This window comes from Levilactobacillus paucivorans (assembly GCF_001437125.1).
In the GTDB taxonomy this organism is placed as follows: domain Bacteria; phylum Bacillota; class Bacilli; order Lactobacillales; family Lactobacillaceae; genus Levilactobacillus; species Levilactobacillus paucivorans.
In genome coordinates, this window is record NZ_JQCA01000072.1 from 26,788 (window position 1) to 43,641 (window position 16,854).

At 49.1% G+C, this 16,854-nt stretch carries 13 protein-coding genes and 2 tRNA genes; 5 read left to right on the forward strand and 10 right to left on the reverse strand.

Annotated features, from left to right (window positions below):
• Nucleotides 1-21 precede the first annotated feature (21 nt).
• From prmC to IV54_RS06845, 3 genes are read right to left on the reverse strand one after another with little or no spacing between them, the layout of a single operon-like run.
• Complete coding sequence (prmC, locus tag IV54_RS06835; RefSeq protein WP_057878640.1) at nt 22-864, reverse strand: peptide chain release factor N(5)-glutamine methyltransferase; 843 nt, start codon at nt 862-864, stop codon at nt 22-24.
• The gene (prfA, locus tag IV54_RS06840) at nt 857-1,942 is read right to left on the reverse strand and encodes a peptide chain release factor 1 (RefSeq protein WP_057878641.1); all 1,086 of its coding nucleotides are present in this window, start codon (nt 1,940-1,942) and stop codon (nt 857-859) included. Before prfA ends, prmC begins: the two co-directional genes overlap by 8 nt.
• A 21-nt stretch (nt 1,943-1,963) precedes the next feature.
• Nucleotides 1,964-2,548 (reverse strand): thymidine kinase, encoded by a 585-nt coding sequence (locus IV54_RS06845; protein WP_057878642.1) that lies wholly within the window; start codon nt 2,546-2,548, stop codon nt 1,964-1,966.
• A 205-nt stretch (nt 2,549-2,753) separates the two neighbouring features.
• Between IV54_RS06845 and IV54_RS06850 the strand changes: the two genes are divergently transcribed.
• Nucleotides 2,754-4,103, forward strand: coding sequence for a Mur ligase family protein (locus IV54_RS06850; protein ID WP_057878643.1), 1,350 nt, complete (start codon nt 2,754-2,756; stop codon nt 4,101-4,103).
• Nucleotides 4,100-4,804 (forward strand): type 1 glutamine amidotransferase, encoded by a 705-nt coding sequence (locus tag IV54_RS06855; RefSeq protein WP_057878644.1) that lies wholly within the window; start codon nt 4,100-4,102, stop codon nt 4,802-4,804. The genes IV54_RS06850 and IV54_RS06855 overlap by 4 nt, the downstream gene beginning before the upstream one ends.
• 61 nt (nt 4,805-4,865) lie before the next feature.
• Here the strand turns inward: IV54_RS06855 and IV54_RS06860 are convergent, their stop codons facing one another.
• The 3 genes from IV54_RS06860 to IV54_RS06870 all read right to left on the reverse strand — a co-directional run bounded on the left by IV54_RS06860 (nt 4,866) and on the right by IV54_RS06870 (nt 9,603).
• Nucleotides 4,866-5,885: a serine hydrolase domain-containing protein gene (locus tag IV54_RS06860; protein WP_057878645.1), complete on the reverse strand. Its 1,020-nt coding sequence runs from the start codon at nt 5,883-5,885 to the stop codon at nt 4,866-4,868.
• Nucleotides 5,886-6,035: 150 nt separating this feature from the next.
• Entirely contained in the window at nt 6,036-7,877 is a 1,842-nt protein-coding gene (locus IV54_RS06865) for an ABC transporter ATP-binding protein (protein ID WP_057878646.1), read from the reverse strand.
• Entirely contained in the window at nt 7,870-9,603 is a 1,734-nt protein-coding gene (locus IV54_RS06870) for an ABC transporter ATP-binding protein (RefSeq protein ID WP_057878647.1), read from the reverse strand. The genes IV54_RS06865 and IV54_RS06870 overlap by 8 nt, the downstream gene beginning before the upstream one ends.
• Nucleotides 9,604-9,775: 172 nt before the next feature.
• On the opposite strand from IV54_RS06870, the gene IV54_RS06875 reads away from it, so the two are divergent.
• The gene (locus IV54_RS06875) at nt 9,776-10,105 is read left to right on the forward strand and encodes a hypothetical protein (RefSeq protein WP_057878648.1); all 330 of its coding nucleotides are present in this window, start codon (nt 9,776-9,778) and stop codon (nt 10,103-10,105) included.
• Nucleotides 10,106-10,150: 45 nt separating this feature from the next.
• Here the strand turns inward: IV54_RS06875 and IV54_RS06880 are convergent, their stop codons facing one another.
• On the reverse strand, nt 10,151-10,375 hold the full coding sequence (locus IV54_RS06880) for a hypothetical protein (protein ID WP_237756688.1): 225 nt from the start codon (nt 10,373-10,375) through the stop codon (nt 10,151-10,153).
• A 79-nt stretch (nt 10,376-10,454) separates the two neighbouring features.
• Nucleotides 10,455-11,576: a diguanylate cyclase domain-containing protein gene (locus IV54_RS06885; protein ID WP_237756689.1), complete on the reverse strand. Its 1,122-nt coding sequence runs from the start codon at nt 11,574-11,576 to the stop codon at nt 10,455-10,457.
• Nucleotides 11,577-11,818: 242 nt separating this feature from the next.
• Here IV54_RS06885 and IV54_RS06890 point away from each other — a divergent pair, with 242 nt between their 5' ends.
• Nucleotides 11,819-12,481 carry an EAL domain-containing protein gene (locus IV54_RS06890; protein WP_057878649.1) on the forward strand — a complete coding sequence of 221 codons (663 nt, stop codon included), beginning with the start codon at nt 11,819-11,821 and terminating at the stop codon, nt 12,479-12,481.
• 742 nt (nt 12,482-13,223) lie between these two features.
• On the opposite strand, the gene IV54_RS06900 is transcribed toward IV54_RS06890, so the two are convergent.
• A tRNA-Gln gene (locus tag IV54_RS06900) sits at nt 13,224-13,296 on the reverse strand.
• A gap of 184 nt (nt 13,297-13,480) precedes the next feature.
• On the opposite strand from IV54_RS06900, the gene IV54_RS06905 reads away from it, so the two are divergent.
• Nucleotides 13,481-13,554: transfer RNA gene (locus IV54_RS06905), tRNA-Glu, on the forward strand.
• A gap of 182 nt (nt 13,555-13,736) precedes the next feature.
• On the opposite strand, the gene IV54_RS06910 is transcribed toward IV54_RS06905, so the two are convergent.
• Nucleotides 13,737-16,769 (reverse strand): YfhO family protein, encoded by a 3,033-nt coding sequence (locus tag IV54_RS06910; RefSeq protein WP_057878651.1) that lies wholly within the window; start codon nt 16,767-16,769, stop codon nt 13,737-13,739.
• Nucleotides 16,770-16,854 lie beyond the last annotated feature (85 nt).

Here is a 16,854-nt window from a genome sequence, read left to right on the forward strand (position 1 = left end):
CTTCTCTCCCATTCCCTAAACTTAGAGTTGAACTCGAACCATTCGGTCTTGCCCGTTGATATCCTGGCGAATCGTCACAGTTGCCGTAGGCAGTGCCGTTTCAAAGATCGCCCGAACCGCGGCGCCCTGCTGATAGCCAATTTCCGCAAAGAATTGCCCCGTCGGCGTCAGTCGTTGGGCTAATTCCGTGGCAAAACGGCGATAAAACGCCAGACCGTGATCCGCCGCAAATAAAGCCTGGTCAGGCTCGAAGCGTTTCACGCTATCATCCATCACGGCCGTCTCCGACCGATCGATGTAGGGCGGATTGGACACGATCACGTCAAAACGTTGACGAGCTACCGGGGTAAATAGATCTCCGACCGCAAAGATCACCTCGGCGTGTTGGGCCGCGGCATTCTCACGAGCAACTGCTACCGCCTCAGCCGAAATATCCGTGGCCGTCACTACCCACTCGGGGCGTTGCGCCTTGAGGGTCACGGCAATGGCGCCGCTTCCAGTGCCCACGTCTAACACGTGTTGGCTGACAGCGACGACATCGTTTAAGATCCAGGCGACTAATTCCTCCGTTTCTTGACGGGGAATCAGTGTGGCTGGTGTGACGCGAAAGCCTTGCCCGTAGAACGGCGCCTGACCCAAGATATATTGGGCAGGTTCGCCGGCTACAATCCGAGAAATTCGCTGCTGATAGGTCACCCACTCGGCATTCGGCATTGGCTCACGATAATGCTGAACCAGCTGGGTAAATGACCACCCATGACTCTCCAGCAACAGGTATTGTGCGGCAGCCGGATCGGCCGTCGTTTCCTGTAACTGGTCCTCACCCCACCGCAATGCCGTCAGGTAAGTGTGGGCGTTAGTCATTGTTCTTTAAATCTTCTAATTTAGCGGCTTGATCGGAAAGAATCAAGGCATCAATGATGTCATCGAGTTCCCCATTCATAATCCGGTCCAGCTTATTCAACGTCAAGCCGATGCGGTGATCAGTCACCCGGTTTTGAGGGTAGTTGTAGGTTCTGATCCGTTCGGACCGGTCCCCCGTTCCCACTGCGGACTTTCGTTCGGCATCATAGGCGCTACGTTCCTGTTGCTTGTAGTAATCATAGACTCGGGCCCGCAGAATCTGCATGGCCTTCGCCCGGTTTTGTTGTTGTGACCGTTCATCTTGCATGGCCACGACGATCCCCGTTGGTAAGTGGGTCATCCGCACGGCAGATGAAGTCTTGTTAATATGTTGACCACCGGCACCAGAAGACCGGTAAACGTCGGTCCGAATATCCTTAGGATCGATGTCAATGTCGACTTCTTCTTCCTCAGGCATGACCCCAACCGTTGCGGTACTGGTATGCACCCGACCGGCTGATTCGGTTGCGGGCACCCGTTGAACCCGGTGAGCCCCGTTTTCGAACTTGAGCTTCGAGTAAACCTTGTCCCCGGTAATCATGAGAACAATTTCCTTGAACCCACCGACTTCGGTGGCGTTCTCGTCAACAACTTCAATCTTCCAACCTTGGCGTTCGGCGTACTTGGAGTACATGCTAAACAAGTCGGCCGCAAATAAGCTGGCTTCATCCCCACCGGCAGCCCCGTGAATTTCCATGATGATATTCTTATCATCGTTAGGGTCCTTAGGCAAAAGCAACAGCTTGATGTCTTCTTCTAACTGCTCCTTTTGGGCTTCCAGATCCTTCAATTCTTCCTTAACCATCGTGGCCATGTCGTCGTCTAATTTTTCATACAACATGTCCTCGTCATCCTTGATTTGCTGGGTGACATCTTCAAATTGGTGATACTTGTCCACCGTTTCCCGCAATTCGCCTTCTTCTTTCGAAAGCTTCATGAAACGCTGGGTGTCCGCAATAATTGCGGGGTCACTAATTAATTCGTTCAGCTCGTCATAGCGGTCGGCTACGGCTTGCAGTTTTTCAAACATCTCGTCCATTCTCTACTTAACCTCGTTTCGTTATTTACCGATCTGATCTAATGGTGGATTGAAATAATGCCGCCGACAAACGGGGTAGTATGCTTCATTCCCCCCGATTTGGACTTGTTCGCCCTCGTAAACCGGTTGGTTGTCGTGGAATCGCAGATTCATAATGGCCTTCTTGGCACAGAACCAGCAAATGGTCTTCATCTCTTCAATCTTATCTGCATACAACAACAGATATTTAGACCCTTCAAACAGTTCATTTCTAAAGTCATTCTTCAAGCCAAACGTCATGACGGGAACCTTTAACTCATCCACCACACGAGCCAATTGCAACACGTGATCCTTGGTGAGGAACTGCGCCTCATCAATTAACACACAGTTGGCGTGCTCGTCGATGCGCTTGACCTCGTCATACAAGTTGGTCTCTTCAAAAATTGGATGGGCTTCTCGCTTCAGCCCAATTCGACTGGCAATGTAACCGACCTGATCTCTGGTGTCCAGGCCACTGGTCATGATGATGACCCGCTTGTGTTGTTCCTCGTAGTTATGCGCGACCTTTAGAATCTCGATCGTTTTCCCACTATTCATTGCACCGTACCGAAAAAATAGCTGTGCCACGTTACTCCCACCTTTTTGACAGTTTCTATCTATTATAGCTGATTACACCTGAAAATTCGACCTCAGACCGTGCAAACTTTCCTTGCGATTTAACAAAGTTCAGGCCCGCTGCTCCCCTATTTCCGGAAAAAATGCTAAAATGAATGTTTGAATATTAATGAAACGGCAATTTTAAAAAATTAGTGCAATTAAGGAGCGACAATTCATGTCATTGAGAAGCGGCTTTGCCACCTTTGCGGGGAGATCCTCTTACTGGTTTCTCCACACCTTTCTTCACGGGGGCAGTTCCCTGCCTGGAAAAATTACCTTAAAGCTCGACCCTAATATTCTGAAGGCGTTGGGGGCCAACTACGACGTCATCGTCATCACCGGAACCAACGGGAAAACGTTGACCACGGCCCTCACCGTCTCCGTGTTGGGTCAGAAGTACCCGTCTATCCTGACGAACCCGACCGGTTCCAACATGGAACAAGGGATTGTCACCACCTTTCTGAATGCTAAACGTCCCAAGACCGGTCGGCCCATTGCCGTCTTAGAAGTCGACGAGGCTAACGTGATCAAGGTCACCAAGTACATTCAGCCTAAGGCCTTCGTCTTCACAAACATCTTCCGCGATCAGATGGACCGCTACGGGGAAATCTACACAACCTATCAAAAAATCTTGGATGGGGTGGCTTTAGCCCCTGAGGCCACCATTATTGCCAACGGCGATTCCCCAATCTTTAACTCTAAGGAACTGCCAAACCCCATTCAATACTATGGATTTGACGACCAACCAGATGGTGACTTCAAGGCGAAGCCCAATACCGACGGCGTCCTATGTCCCGTCTGCGAACACATTCTGCACTATCATTCCTTAACCTACAGTAACCAGGGTAAGTACTTTTGCCCCAATTGTGGCTTCCATCGTCCAGAGTTGACTTACCGGTTGACTAAATTGGGCGAACAGACCCCAACGTCATCAACCTTTGACTTGGACGGCCATTCCTACACGATCGGTGTCGGGGGAACCTATAACATCTACAATGCCCTGGCCGCCTATGCCGTGGGCCGGTTTCTCGAGGTTTCACCTGACCAAATTTCGCAGGCCTTTACCGCGAACGAACGGGTCTTTGGCCGTCAAGAAGTCATTGACGTTGATGGCAAACAGGTCACAATCATTCTGGTCAAGAATCCCGTGGGCTTGGACCAAGTCCTGCATATGATTGGCACAGACACCCACCAATTTTCACTGGTCGGCCTGCTCAACGCCAACTATGCCGATGGGATCGATACGAGTTGGATCTGGGATGGCGACTTCGAACAACTTGCTAATCTGGACATTCCAACCGTCATCACCGGTGGCGAACGCTACAAAGACATCACCTTCCGCTTCAAGGTGGCCGGGATTCCGGATAGCCGTCACATCGTGGAACCCGATCTAGAAAAGGTCGTCGAACAAATTAAACAGGTGCCAACCGAACGTGTTTACGTGCTGGCCACCTACACGGCCATGCTACAAATGCGTAAGATTTTAGCCGCTAAGGGCTACATTAAGGAGGGATTGGGCGTATGACCTACGAATTAAACGTGGCTCACCTATACGGAGACTTAATGAACACCTACGGAGACGTCGGGAACATTTTGGCGTTAAACTACTACGCTAAACAAATGGACGTCCACTTAAACGTTAAGGTTGTCAGCCTGGAAGAAGAGTTTCATGCCGCTGACTATGACCTCGCCTTCTTTGGTGGGGGCCAGGACTTTGAGCAAACCATTGTTTCCCAAGATATTCAAACCAAGAAAGCCGAACTGACCAAGTTCATTGAATCCGACGGTCCGTTGCTCGCTATCTGTGGGGGCTTTCAACTCTTAGGCCACTACTATATTGGGGCTAACGGTGAAAAGCTACCTGGCATTGGCGCCCTTGACCACTATACGTTGGCCCAGGACAACAACCGGTTCATTGGCAACATCGTCATCAAGAACCAGGAAACCGGCGAGACTTACCACGGTTTCGAAAACCATCAAGGCCGGACTTTTCTGGGAACCAACGAACGCCCCTTGGGTAACGTGGTCTCCGGTAAGGGTAATAACGGCGAGGACGGGACTGAAGGCGCCATCTACAAGAACGTTTACTGCTCCTACTTCCACGGTCCGATCTTGACCCGGAACGGGGACATCGCTAAGCACCTCTTGGTTGCTGCCTTGAAACGGAAGTTCCCTACAGCTGACTTCAGCCAACAGGAAGCCTTACCCATTCCCGCAACCTTCTAAATTTAAATTCAAAATGCCGCCTCGAGAATATTTCTCGTAGCGGCATTTTTTATGTTCATTTTTATGAACGCGTCTTCTCAGCCAAGTAGGTTCCAATCACCGCATTTCGCTGATCGAGGTACGGTTCATTCGGAGCAACGGGATGAACCCGGTTGGAAAGAAAGACCATCGCCTGATCGGCCACAGGATCCAAGACCAGATAAGTCCCCGTGAACCCGGAGTGCCACAGCACCCGATGTGGCTGAGGCCAAGCGGCCGTGGTCAGTGCCCAGCCAAGGGATCGGCCAGCCCGACCAGTTGGTGTCCAGTCTCGAAGCAAGTCGTGAATCAACACCGGTGGCAACACGCTGGCCGCCGTCTCGGGATGCAGGTAAGCTTGGCAGAAGAGCACCAGGTCATCAACGGTGCTGAACAGACCGGCCGACCCACAGTGACGGGCCAAGACCCAGCCCTTGGGATCGTGAACGATTCCTCTGACCAATCCCCGACCGGGTTCCACCGCCGTGGGAATACATTGCAACGGATCATTGGGCGTAAACGTACTGTGCCGCATACCCAAGGGTTCCAACACCCGTTGGGTAACGGCCGCTTGGATGGACATCCCTAGAATTTGTTCGATAATCCATCCCATGAAGATGTAATTCACATCAGCGTAAACCATTTGCCGATTAAAGGTGGGCCCCACGTGGAGCCCCAGCAACCCCGTCTTCAACGCCTCAGCCGGTAGTTTGTTTCGGTTGGGGATATACCCCGTAATTCCGGAGGTATGCGTCAACAGGTGACGCACCGTGACCCGCGCATCTCCCCATTCCGGTAGCCAACGGGTAATCGGATCCTCTAAGCTAAGTCGACCCTGTGCCAGGAGTTGCAAGGTCACCGACAGGGTTCCCACGACCTTCGTTAGGGAAGCCACGTCGTATTGCATCCCCGGCCGCAACGCTTCACGTTGGGGAATCAGCGCGGCCACTCCCATCTGACCGGTCTCGACTCGATCGCCATCGATCAAAGCATAACTGACCCCCGGCACCACGTGTTCCGTGACGATCCGCTGGAGGGCCGCCTTCGTTTGTGGATAACCCATCTTGCCACCTCCTGTTTCTTTCTCCCATTCTACCCATCGACCACCACCGAATGCAATGGCGTCCCCGACTGGAAGACAGAATTTTACCAAATGCTTACCAAAAAGGACCCGAACGCTAAGCGCTACGGGTCCTCATTCTAGTTAAACGAATTAAGCTAAGTTATTTCCAGTAAATTGACTGTTATACAGGTCGGCGTAGAAGCCATTGGCGGCCAGCAGACTGTCATGGTTACCCGTTTCAACGATGTGTCCATGATTCATGACCACAATGTTCTCGGCATTTTGAATTGTCGAGAGTCGGTGAGCCACCACGAAGCTGGTCCGGCCAGCTAACAGCCGTTCCATCGCGTGTTGAATCAGCATTTCGGTCCGCGTATCTACGGAACTCGTCGCTTCATCCAAGATTAAGACATCTGGGTTCGCCACGAAGGCCCGCGCAATCGTCAACAATTGACGTTGCCCTTGTGAGATATTCGTTGCAGACTCATTCAGGATGGTGTCGTACCCTTCCGGTAATTGGCGGATAAAGGTATCGGCGTGAGCAGCCTTGGCAGCGGCGTAAACGTCGTCTTCCGTGGCATTCTCACGACCATACTTGATGTTGTCGAAGATCGATCCTGTAAAGAGCCAAGTATCTTGGAGCACCATGGCAAAGTTACGACGGAGGTCCGACCGTTGCGCGGTCATCGTATTCTGACCCCGGTACTTGATTTGCCCGGAGTTGACATCGTAGAAGCGTTCCAACAAGTTGATGATCGTGGTCTTCCCAGCCCCAGTCGGTCCAACAATGGCCACCATCTCACCCGGCTTGACCTTCAGATTGAAGTCCGCAATCAGTGGATTCTCTTCGTTGTATTGGAAGGCCACGTCATCGAATTCGATCACACTGTCACCAGCAGCAGTTGCCGTTGGTAAAGGCGTCGTTTCCGGTTCGGTCATTTCTTCCTCATCCAACACAGCAAAGACCCGTTCTGCGGAAGCAATCGTGGCTTGAATCGTGTTGGTCAGGTTGGCCATCTGTGTGATAGGTTGTGAGAATTGGTTGGTGTATTGCAGGAAAGCCTGCACGTTCCCTAAACTCACTTGACCATGAGCGACCTGAATCCCACCGATCACGGCGACAGCCAGGTAATCCAGGTTCTTGACGAAGTTCATCAATGGGAAGATCAGACTGGAGACGAATTGGGCCTTCCAGGCTGATTGATAATACTTCTTATTGTGTTCTTCGAATTGTTCCTGAGTAGCTTTTTCCCGGTTGAACGTCTTAACCACCGTGTGGCCAGCGTAAGTTTCTTCAACCGTATTGTTCAGTAGCCCTAAGTTCTTTTGTTGACCAGCGAAGAAACGTTGTGACTTAGGCGCCACAATCATGACAACAACCAGACTCAGTGGCACGGAAAGTAAAGCCACTAAGGTCAGCCAGCCACTAATCGTCAGCATCATGTATAAGACCCCGAAGAAGGTCAGAATACTTGTCACCATTTGCGACAGCGTTTGTTGCAAAGTTCCCCCGATATTATCCATATCGTTGGCCATCCGGGACATCAGATCCCCATTGCTATGGGTATCGTAGTAACTGATTGGCAACCGTTGCATCTTATGCTTCAAGTCACTCCGCAATTGGTAAACTACCTTTTGAGCGATCCAGTTCATGATAATGGACTGAATCACGTTGAAGATCGCGGCAACCCCATACATAACCCCAACAACCAGTAAGATTTGACCAATCTTACCAAAGTCGACAGGGAACCCATGAATTGGTAGCCCCGCCTTCAGTTCAGCTTGGCCCTTCAGAACACCCTTAAATAACTCAGTCGTGGCCTTCCCTAAAATCTTAGGGGTCTTAATCTGCAGAATAACCGCTACCGCGGCAAAGGCCAGGACAATGAAGATCCCAACCAGCCAACGTTTCATGTAGCGGAATAAGCGGAACGTCGTCTTCCAAAAGCTTTGTGGCCGTTGTTTCATGGCCGATCCACGTCCATTACGCATCGACAACATCCCCCTTCCGCAGTTGTGATTCGAGAATTTCTTGATAAGTCTTGTTGTTTGCTTTCAGTTCATCATGTGTCCCTTGACCCACGATTTCACCTTCGTCGACGACCAAAATCAGGTCGGCATCGGCAACCGTTGAGACCCGTTGGGCCACAATGACGGTCACCCCATCTTGAACCTGTTGGTCCTTACGTAATTCCTGCCGTAACAGGGAGTCCGTCTTAAAGTCCAACGCAGAGAAGGAGTCATCAAAGATGTAGACACTGGCACGCTTCAAGATTGTCCGGGCAATGACGAGTCGTTGCCGTTGACCACCAGAGAAGTTCGCCCCATCTTGTTCGACGACGGCCTCGAGGCCCCCTTCTTCCTTGACGAAGTCACTGGCTTGGGCAACGTCTAAGGCATGCCAAATTTGGTCATCCGTGGCATCGGCCATCCCGTAGGTCATATTCTCCCGAATATCACCAGAGAACAGCACCGCCTTCTGTTGCGTGATAGAAATCACGTCATGCAGATCGTGTTGGCTAATTGCCGTTAACGCGGTCCCATTGACCCGAATTTGCCCACTCTCGGGGTCAAACAACCGGGGAATCAGGTTAACCAGTGTTGATTTACCCGATCCCGTTCCCCCAATAATGGCAACCGTCTGTCCAGCCGTAGCACTGAAGTTCACGTCCTTTAAGGCGAGCTCCTCGGCACCCGTATAACGGAAGTTCACGTGGTCAAACTCAAGGCTTGACTTGCTATCCTTCAGGCTAACAGGTTGATCGGCATCGTTAATCTTCGACTTCAGGTCCATGACCTCGTTAATCCGTGCAGCAGAGGCCTGCGCCCGGGGCACGAAGACGAAGATCATGGAAACCATCATGAAGCTAATCAGGATCTGCGTGGCATAGGTCATGAACGCCACTAAGTTCCCCACTGCCATGGATTGGTTGGCAATCAATTGTCCCCCAAACCAAACGATCCCAATATTAGTCCCACTAATAATGAGCGTAATCACGGGGAACATCAGTGAAACAATCATGAAGACCTTAATCCCAGTCTTCGTGTAGTCTTGGTTAGCCTCTTCAAAACGGTCCTGTTCAAATTGGTCTTGGTTGAAGGCCCGGATAACCAGAACCCCCGTTAACCCTTCTCTAAAGGTTAAGTTAATTCGATCAATCTTCTTTTGTAAACTCTTGAATAATGGCACAGCAAAATACATGATCGTGCCGGTAAATACCGCCAATACAGGCAATGCCACCAGGAAGACCATGGTGAGTCGAGGACTCTTGACGTAAGCCAGCACCCCAGCACCAATCAACATAATTGGCGCCATTAACATCATCCGGAGCATTTGCACCATGACGTTTTGAATCTGAACCACGTCATTGGTGGTCCGGGTAATCAGGGACGCATTCCCAACCGTTTCAAACTCTTCAGTTGAGGAGAACGTCACCTTCTTAAAGATCGACGATCTGATGCGTTGCCCCATCTTCTGCGACTGTGTTGCCGCAAAGTAAACGTTCCCTGCGGAGCCCAGTACACCGATGAAGCTTAACAGTAACATCCGTCCACCGGTTGACCAGATATAACCGATATCATTTTGGGCAATCCCCTTATCGATAATATCGGAGGTCAGCGTGGGTAATGACAAATCACAGATAACTTGAACCACCATGAATGCCACTGCCAGGAATACCGCCCACCAGTCCAAATGTTTTCGGGCAAGTCGTATCATTGAATCTTGGCCTTCTTTCTTTAATTGACAATCGAGTAACTCTGTAAACTACATATGCGATAATTATACTCGCCTGAAATCCGTTTGCAATACAGGATTTCGAAACAAACTAGACACTGGTAAAGCCCCAAATATTTGTTACAATGAAGACACCGAAGGGAGTAATCGAACCGTGGCGAGTAATTCAGATTCAATCTATAATGTCTTAACCTATATTCATCGAAACCCACAAAAGGTGACCTTTATTCCACAGGTCAACAGTAACGTTGTCGCCATTGGTGTCCCCGATTCCGTAACGGTCTCGGACCCCGAAATCTACTTTCCAGCCAACCACTTATTGGTTAGCCGAATGGACGACGACTTCCTAGCCAAGAACGGCGATCTCCTCGCTGATTTCTTCGAACGGACCACCAGTTCCAAATTAGATTACCAAGAGGTCTGGATTACCACCGGCTATGTTACTGCGGAAAAGACCTACCTCGTGGAACTCTCATTTGAATAGTAACCTGAAAAAAAGCCTCGGCATTGCCGAAGCTTTTTGATTATCTCAATTAAATAAGGCTCGTCCGGCCCAAACGCCACCACCAACGACCAGTACCGCCACTAAGAAAAACCGAAACAGGGCGGCGAAGGCCACGAGAATGACGAGTCCAATCACCAGGGTGCCAACCAATCCTAAGACCCACCCCGCCAGGCCAAAAACCAGACGTAGGATTGGGAACAATAGAAGAAGTCCTAATAATAAAAGAATCACCATCATCGCTCCATTCATTATAACTAGGAGCCAGTTTACACTATTCTCCCACAAGTTTCACGGGAGAGCCTCCGCGTTTGATAAAAATTTTAATTACTCAACCGTAATCTGTTCCCGACCATTTTTTTTTGGAGCGATACAGGTTGGTATCGACTCGTTTGTAGAAATCCAAAGGGTTATGATCCGCTTCCCGAAGCTCAGAAACACCGACTGAGACGGTCACCTGGATATTAACCTCGTTATAAGCAATGTCCAAGTGCTTTACGGCATCGAACACCCGTTGAGCCACAGCGCTGCTCATTGCCAGATCGTAGTCTGGTAGAAGAATGTTGAATTCTTCCCCACCCGTCCGGTAGAGCACTGCCTTCGGGTCATCCTGCTTTAACACCGTCGTAACTTTTGCAGCAACTTGTTTTAGAACCTCATCGCCAGCTAAATGGCCGTGGGTATCATTCACTTGTTTAAAGTGGTCAATATCAAACATAATCATGGCCAGACTCGTCTGGTGCTTGGCACTATGCCGGAAGTAATGCCCCACTGCCCGGTCATAGGCGGCGAAGTTCTGCACGTGAGTCAGCGCATCCCAGTTGGCCGATTGGAAAAGCCGTTCCTTGATTCGCCGATCGCGATCCTGAATCTGGAAGTAGCCATACATCAGGACGACTAGAATCGTATAGTTTCCCAGCTCCTCGGCATACGTCTGCCAGTCCAAGTGGAAACGGAGACAGACAATGCCCCAAAGCGCCGCGGCAAAGATCACAGCGATGCCCAGGTAACGCAAAAAAGGTCGACGCCACAGATGGATACTCTGTTGGTACGAGACCACATAGAAAAGAACAAACAGAATCGTATAGGCCCATGAGAGTGGCTGATTTACATTGCCGTTTAAGAACATGAAGCCGACAGACGCAATGAAAATCACCCAGTATGGAATCCGTAGTTGCAGGAAGTAAGCAACAAAAATTAAGAGTAATAATTGAAAGGTCGTAAAGGTCCATGACAAGTGACTGTTACGAACCAGGAGTTGTAGGGCAAAGACTGACACCACCGCACAAAACGTCCCTACGGCAATTTGTACCTTTTTGACATCGATCGGTTTGTTTGATTCTTTCACCCGCGACGTTGTCCAGTTGAAAATAGCCCAGTACAGGGTAATGACACCCAAAACGAAGAAGATACTGGTAATAATTGGGGGAACTAGCCAAAGTGACCAAGCCATACTCAACGCGCTCCTTAATTAGTGATAGCCACAACTATCACTGGATTTGGCTGAAAAATTCCAGCACTCTTCTATCATAAATCATGATGATTAATAAATCCATAAATCTTTATATAAGATAAACGACCTACTCAGTAACTAGTTAACTGCTAGTCCCCGAAAAGTTTTACCTATTTTCCCTACTTAAACCATCAAAAATAAAGTATGATAGTAACAGACAGCCTGTAAGGAGGATTGTAAACATGTATCGTTATTTTCTGCAGCCACAATTAGATGTTTCTAATAACTCATTGATTGGCTATGAATTACTGATCCGCCAACAGGTTGATGACAAATGGGTCCTCCCCCATGACTTTGCCTCAATCCCGATTGATGTTCAGGCGGATCTGATCCAACGAACAGCTAAGAAGCTCATGCTTAAGATTGGCTCTGTTTCATTTAATGTCAATCAAAGCCAGTTCGTCGATCCAACCATTGCCGCGGCAATTATCAATGCCCAGCATCAGATTTATCCCATTAATCTGGTCCTAGAGGTCACGGAAGAAGTCACGGATGAGCAGGTCTCCCATCAACAAATCATCGATCAGGTTCACTATTTCGACGAGCATGGTATCCAGCTGAGTCTGGATGACATTGGCACGGGGCTGAATACTTATGACCATCTCGAACCCATCCTGTCCTACGCCAGCGAAATCAAGTTCGCGATGCAAAACTTTCGCCAGGAAAAACGAGAGGCTGAAATTCCGAATGCCCTCGCCTTCTGGCAGAAGATCGCGTCACAGTATAAGCTACGCCTGATCTTAGAAGGCGTCGAGAACCAAGCCGAACACGATATGGCCAACCGCATTGGGGTTGACCTCCGGCAAGGCTGGTTCTATGGTAAACCACACCTCTTTAAACTTTAACGAAACAAATCCATCCCTTGTGGATGGATTTTTTGATCTATTTGGCGAATTTGAATAACCTTATATTGAACAAACGGAGGACTAAACAAGGTGACCTATCATTTATTTGAAATCCTGTCGTTTCAAAAACTTAGCCGTTGTGTGGGGCACCACCACTGGCAAATCAACTGATTGGCATTAAAAAAACTACTATTTCTAGTAGCTTTATTTCAGATAAGTCGTAAGCACAAGGTATAAGTAAGTCAGAGAATTAACAGTCAATAACAGTTGTACGAGCAAAAATGCTATTTTCACCTCGTTACCAACTGGACTTTCCTCACCATATCTCGTATCGATAAATTCTGGTCGCGATAAAAAGTCAACAAACAGGCATGCTAACGGCACAAGCAAAACAACATATTTAGCAGTGGTCAAAGCAACCACACCACTCACATTTAGTTGCAAGGGGACCCTACTCTTTAACCGTGGATAGGAAGCTAGTGAGAGCCCAAATTCAAACAAGTAAATGACAATGGACACGTAGAACGACTTCTTATATAAGGCACTAATCTTGTAAACCAAGGTCGTCATCGCCCTTTATGATTTTTATCAATACCTTTGCGTCTGCGCATAAATAATCTTGGCCGAATAGTAGCAGGATTGCCAATAGATATCAAATTAAAAAAACCGTTAGTTAAAAATACAAAAAAGCCGTCAGTGCAACGTTTTCACGTCACACTAACGACTGCCGAGTTGTTAATGATTGGGTATACTGGACTCGAACCAGTAAATTACGGATTCAGAGTCCGCCGCCTTACCAATTTGGCTAATACCCAATAAGCCTGTTTCCATTGTCGAAACAACTATTTAATAGTAACTTGTTTGGCTATTAGTGTCAACAAATTTCCACGAAAAAGTTCGCTAAACTGTATGAATTCCCAGCTCAATGCAATTTTATGCAGAGAAAGATTGACATTTTTTGGCGAATAGCGTAAATTAGACATTGCTAGTAAATGACATTGCCCGCTGGTCAAACTGGTTTAAGACGTCGCCCTCTCAAGGCGGAGTTACGGGTTCGAGCCCCGTGCGGGTGATATTATAGCCCACAAACGTTGATATATCAACGTTTGTGGTCTTTTCATTTGTCCCAAAATCGCCGATAAAATTAGCGTGCACTTTGCACCGTATTCGCCGTTCTAAAGCCCCCATAACGACAAAAAAGTGCTGTAAAACCGTCTTGGTTTTACAACACTTTTTGATTACTTATTTAGCTCGATTAATGTCGCCAACGCCACAACCGATAGCCCCCGGTAACTAGCAGGACCAGTAGGCCAACTAGTGTGGCCAAGAGTCCTACCTTTAAGCCGGGCGTCTGATAAGTCAACGTCACGCGATGCTTACCGGCTGGGAGTTTAGCCCCCACAAAGCCGACGTTAACCCGTGTCGTGGGTTGCGTCTTCCCATCCACAGTCAGGTGCCACCCCTTCGTGTAAGGAATCGAGGTGGTTAAGACACTGGCCGTCGTGGCTTGCGCGGTTCCTGTTACCCGATTATCTGTAACCTTCAGACCATGCAGACCGTGTTGCCGTAAGTGATGCATCCGTTGGTCATAGGACTTACCGAATGGCACGGCAACGATCTTCGCCGACTTGAACGACAGACTCTTAACCCCACTAAAGGTCAACAGCACATGCTGTCGTTTCGTGGCGGAATAACCCAGGTTCAGCAACACGTGATCCTTCTTCTGGTAGTTTGACAGGTTTGACTGGCCAAACTGACTGAAGCTATTCATATTCCTAAACGTATTGGCCGTAACGACATATGCCCCATCGCTCATGTTCCAGAGAGACTGCCGTAAATTATTCAACCGTTGGATTCCCGTAAACATTTGGTTCTTATAGATGTTGTCATTACGGGCATTTTGATACTTGTCCTTGACCGTGAATCGCTGCGCCTTTATCCCGTCGAGTTCGAGATAAAGTTCCGTCCCATGGGTCTGCTCCGGTCGGTCAAACTTCAAATCATAACTAACTGGATTTCCTTGGTTGTCACTGACCATCTTGGTTAACTGATGTTGATTCTTCTTAGCATTGCGTTGAATCCTCGTATGGTTCTGCTTGGTCAGGGTCGTCAAACGTTTCTTATCCGTCGTAATGCTGACAAAGCGGTCTAGATTTCCTTGATTGAGGGTCGCCTGCATGGCCGCAATCGCCGCCGGATCGGTCTGATTACCGGCTTGCCGGAAACTGGCAACCTTGGCCAAACTGTTCAGGGAGTTAGTGGTGTCCGGGACCGTTTGATAGCTGAGCGTTCGTTGATTACTCCGATACGTTGTGGTTGGCACCCCAGTCACATCCGAGCCGTTCACCAGCGCCCCATAGGTCAAGGCCTGTTCGCGGTCGCTGCCATTCAGCTGTTTAAATTGCTTGGCCGACAATTGTTGCGTTTGCAAATAAGCCAATGGCAGAGCATTCTTAGACTTCAGGAGAATCGTATCGTAATTATTTCCAAAATGGTGGACCGGTTTGTCTTTGAATTTCATCGACTTGCCGGACGCCGTCTCAATCGTTTGATAGTGATACGGAAAGGCCTGCTGCCCCCGTTGGTTACTCCGCACGAAAATGTAGCGCACCCCAAGTAAGTTGTTCATAGTAGTCCGGCTATCTGCCTGGTTGATGGGTTTGTTCATCTTGAACTGGGTGTTACTCAGTTCCTGGCTGAAGTCCCCTACTGCTTTGTTTTGAATAGAGAAATACGACATGATGTCGTGGGTTCCCAGATTCATCCCCAGATTGGTCTGCGCCTCATTACTAAAGTAGTAAAAGTTACTGGTAGCCGTGCGTCCAAAACCAGGACGGGACTTCACATATGATTCGGCCCCATCGTAGAAGTTTTTCTGATATTTAGTGGCCACGCCACGCGGCGTCAGGCCAGCGCTGGCACTCCCGGAATTAGGACTGAAGTAGCCGTACCCGTTATTAATAATATTTAGACTCAGGATCGCTAGGAGCACCCTCAACTGACGACGGGTCGACCACTGGTAGAATTGGCCAACTAAGAGGGCCCCCAGCGTGACCAAGAGCCAGCCATAGGTGACCAGATCATGGCGACTATTGCTAAAGATAAAGCCATTAGCTGCCCAAATCACAACCAGCCAGCCCACGACGCCTAACATCAGCGTCGTTAGATCGCCCCGGGTTAACTCACCTAGCCGATCGGCAAAGTTCATGAGTGCCAGGCTAAAGACCAGGCAGCCCAGTAAGAGCCAGCGTTCGGATGGTGTTGTCAGCCCATTCATCACCCCAGAAATCTCTGGCAGGAGTGACCCCACAACTAGTAGCAGAATCCCAATATTCAACCAGAGATAACGGCGGAAGTGGCGGAGGACATAGATTAAACCCAGAAAGGTCAGTCCAGCCATCCCCACGTTAGCCCAAAAGGACATGGCATTGCCCGTGGTCAAAATCGCATTGGGTAATTTTAAGTAGTAGTTAAACGGATAAACAAAGTAACCATTGGCAAACTGAGCCGTAGCGCGCGTGGAGTGCAATACCCCAATCAGCGATGGTACCAGTAAGATGCCAGCCAACAGGAAGCCCACGATACCGGCTTCCACTAGCTTACCCAGCGTCCGCCAGCCATTCAGGTGACGATCATTTCTCACCGACAGGTAGCGCAGGATCGCATAGACGAGGCTACCGATCGCTAAGATATAGGCAAAGTAGAAGTTGCTGATCAAGGCTAAGCCGGTGAAGATGGCCAATGGCACCCAGGATTTCTCCCGATAAATGCGGTCGATCCCATAAGCCAACAGTGGAAAGAGAATCATCGGCAACAGGAAGAACGGATGACGAATGCTAACATATAGCGAGTAACCGGTGAACGTGTAGGCCAAGGTTCCCAACAGCTGGCTTCCCGGTTTGAACGACCGGTGCTGAGCGAACAGCATGAACGCCAGACCACTCACGTAGAGTCGTAGGAGAATTAACAGGTTGTAGCCCATCTCCAGATGCCCCTTCGGACAGAGGGCAATCAGGTAGCTAAACGGGTCTCCGAGGACGTAATACGAGAAGGTTGTGAGTTTATCGGCTCCCAGCCCCAAATCCCATGACCAGCCCGTGAGGCTGCCCTGATGGAGCCACGTATAGAACTTTTCTAGAACCGGATAATGTTGTGCAAGTCCGTCGCCTTGCCAAATAAAGGACTTTCCCGTCAGGATAAAGATCCCGTACAGGCAAATCGTGAGGATCATAAAGATAGCCGTATAGACCAAGTAATTCTTTCGTGATGCTGGTTTGTTCTCTCCCATGGAAATGATGACTAACTCCTCCGCCTCATAAATATATTAATCATTAAATTATTTTTTAGTTAATGCCGTGACCGTTCTGATCAAC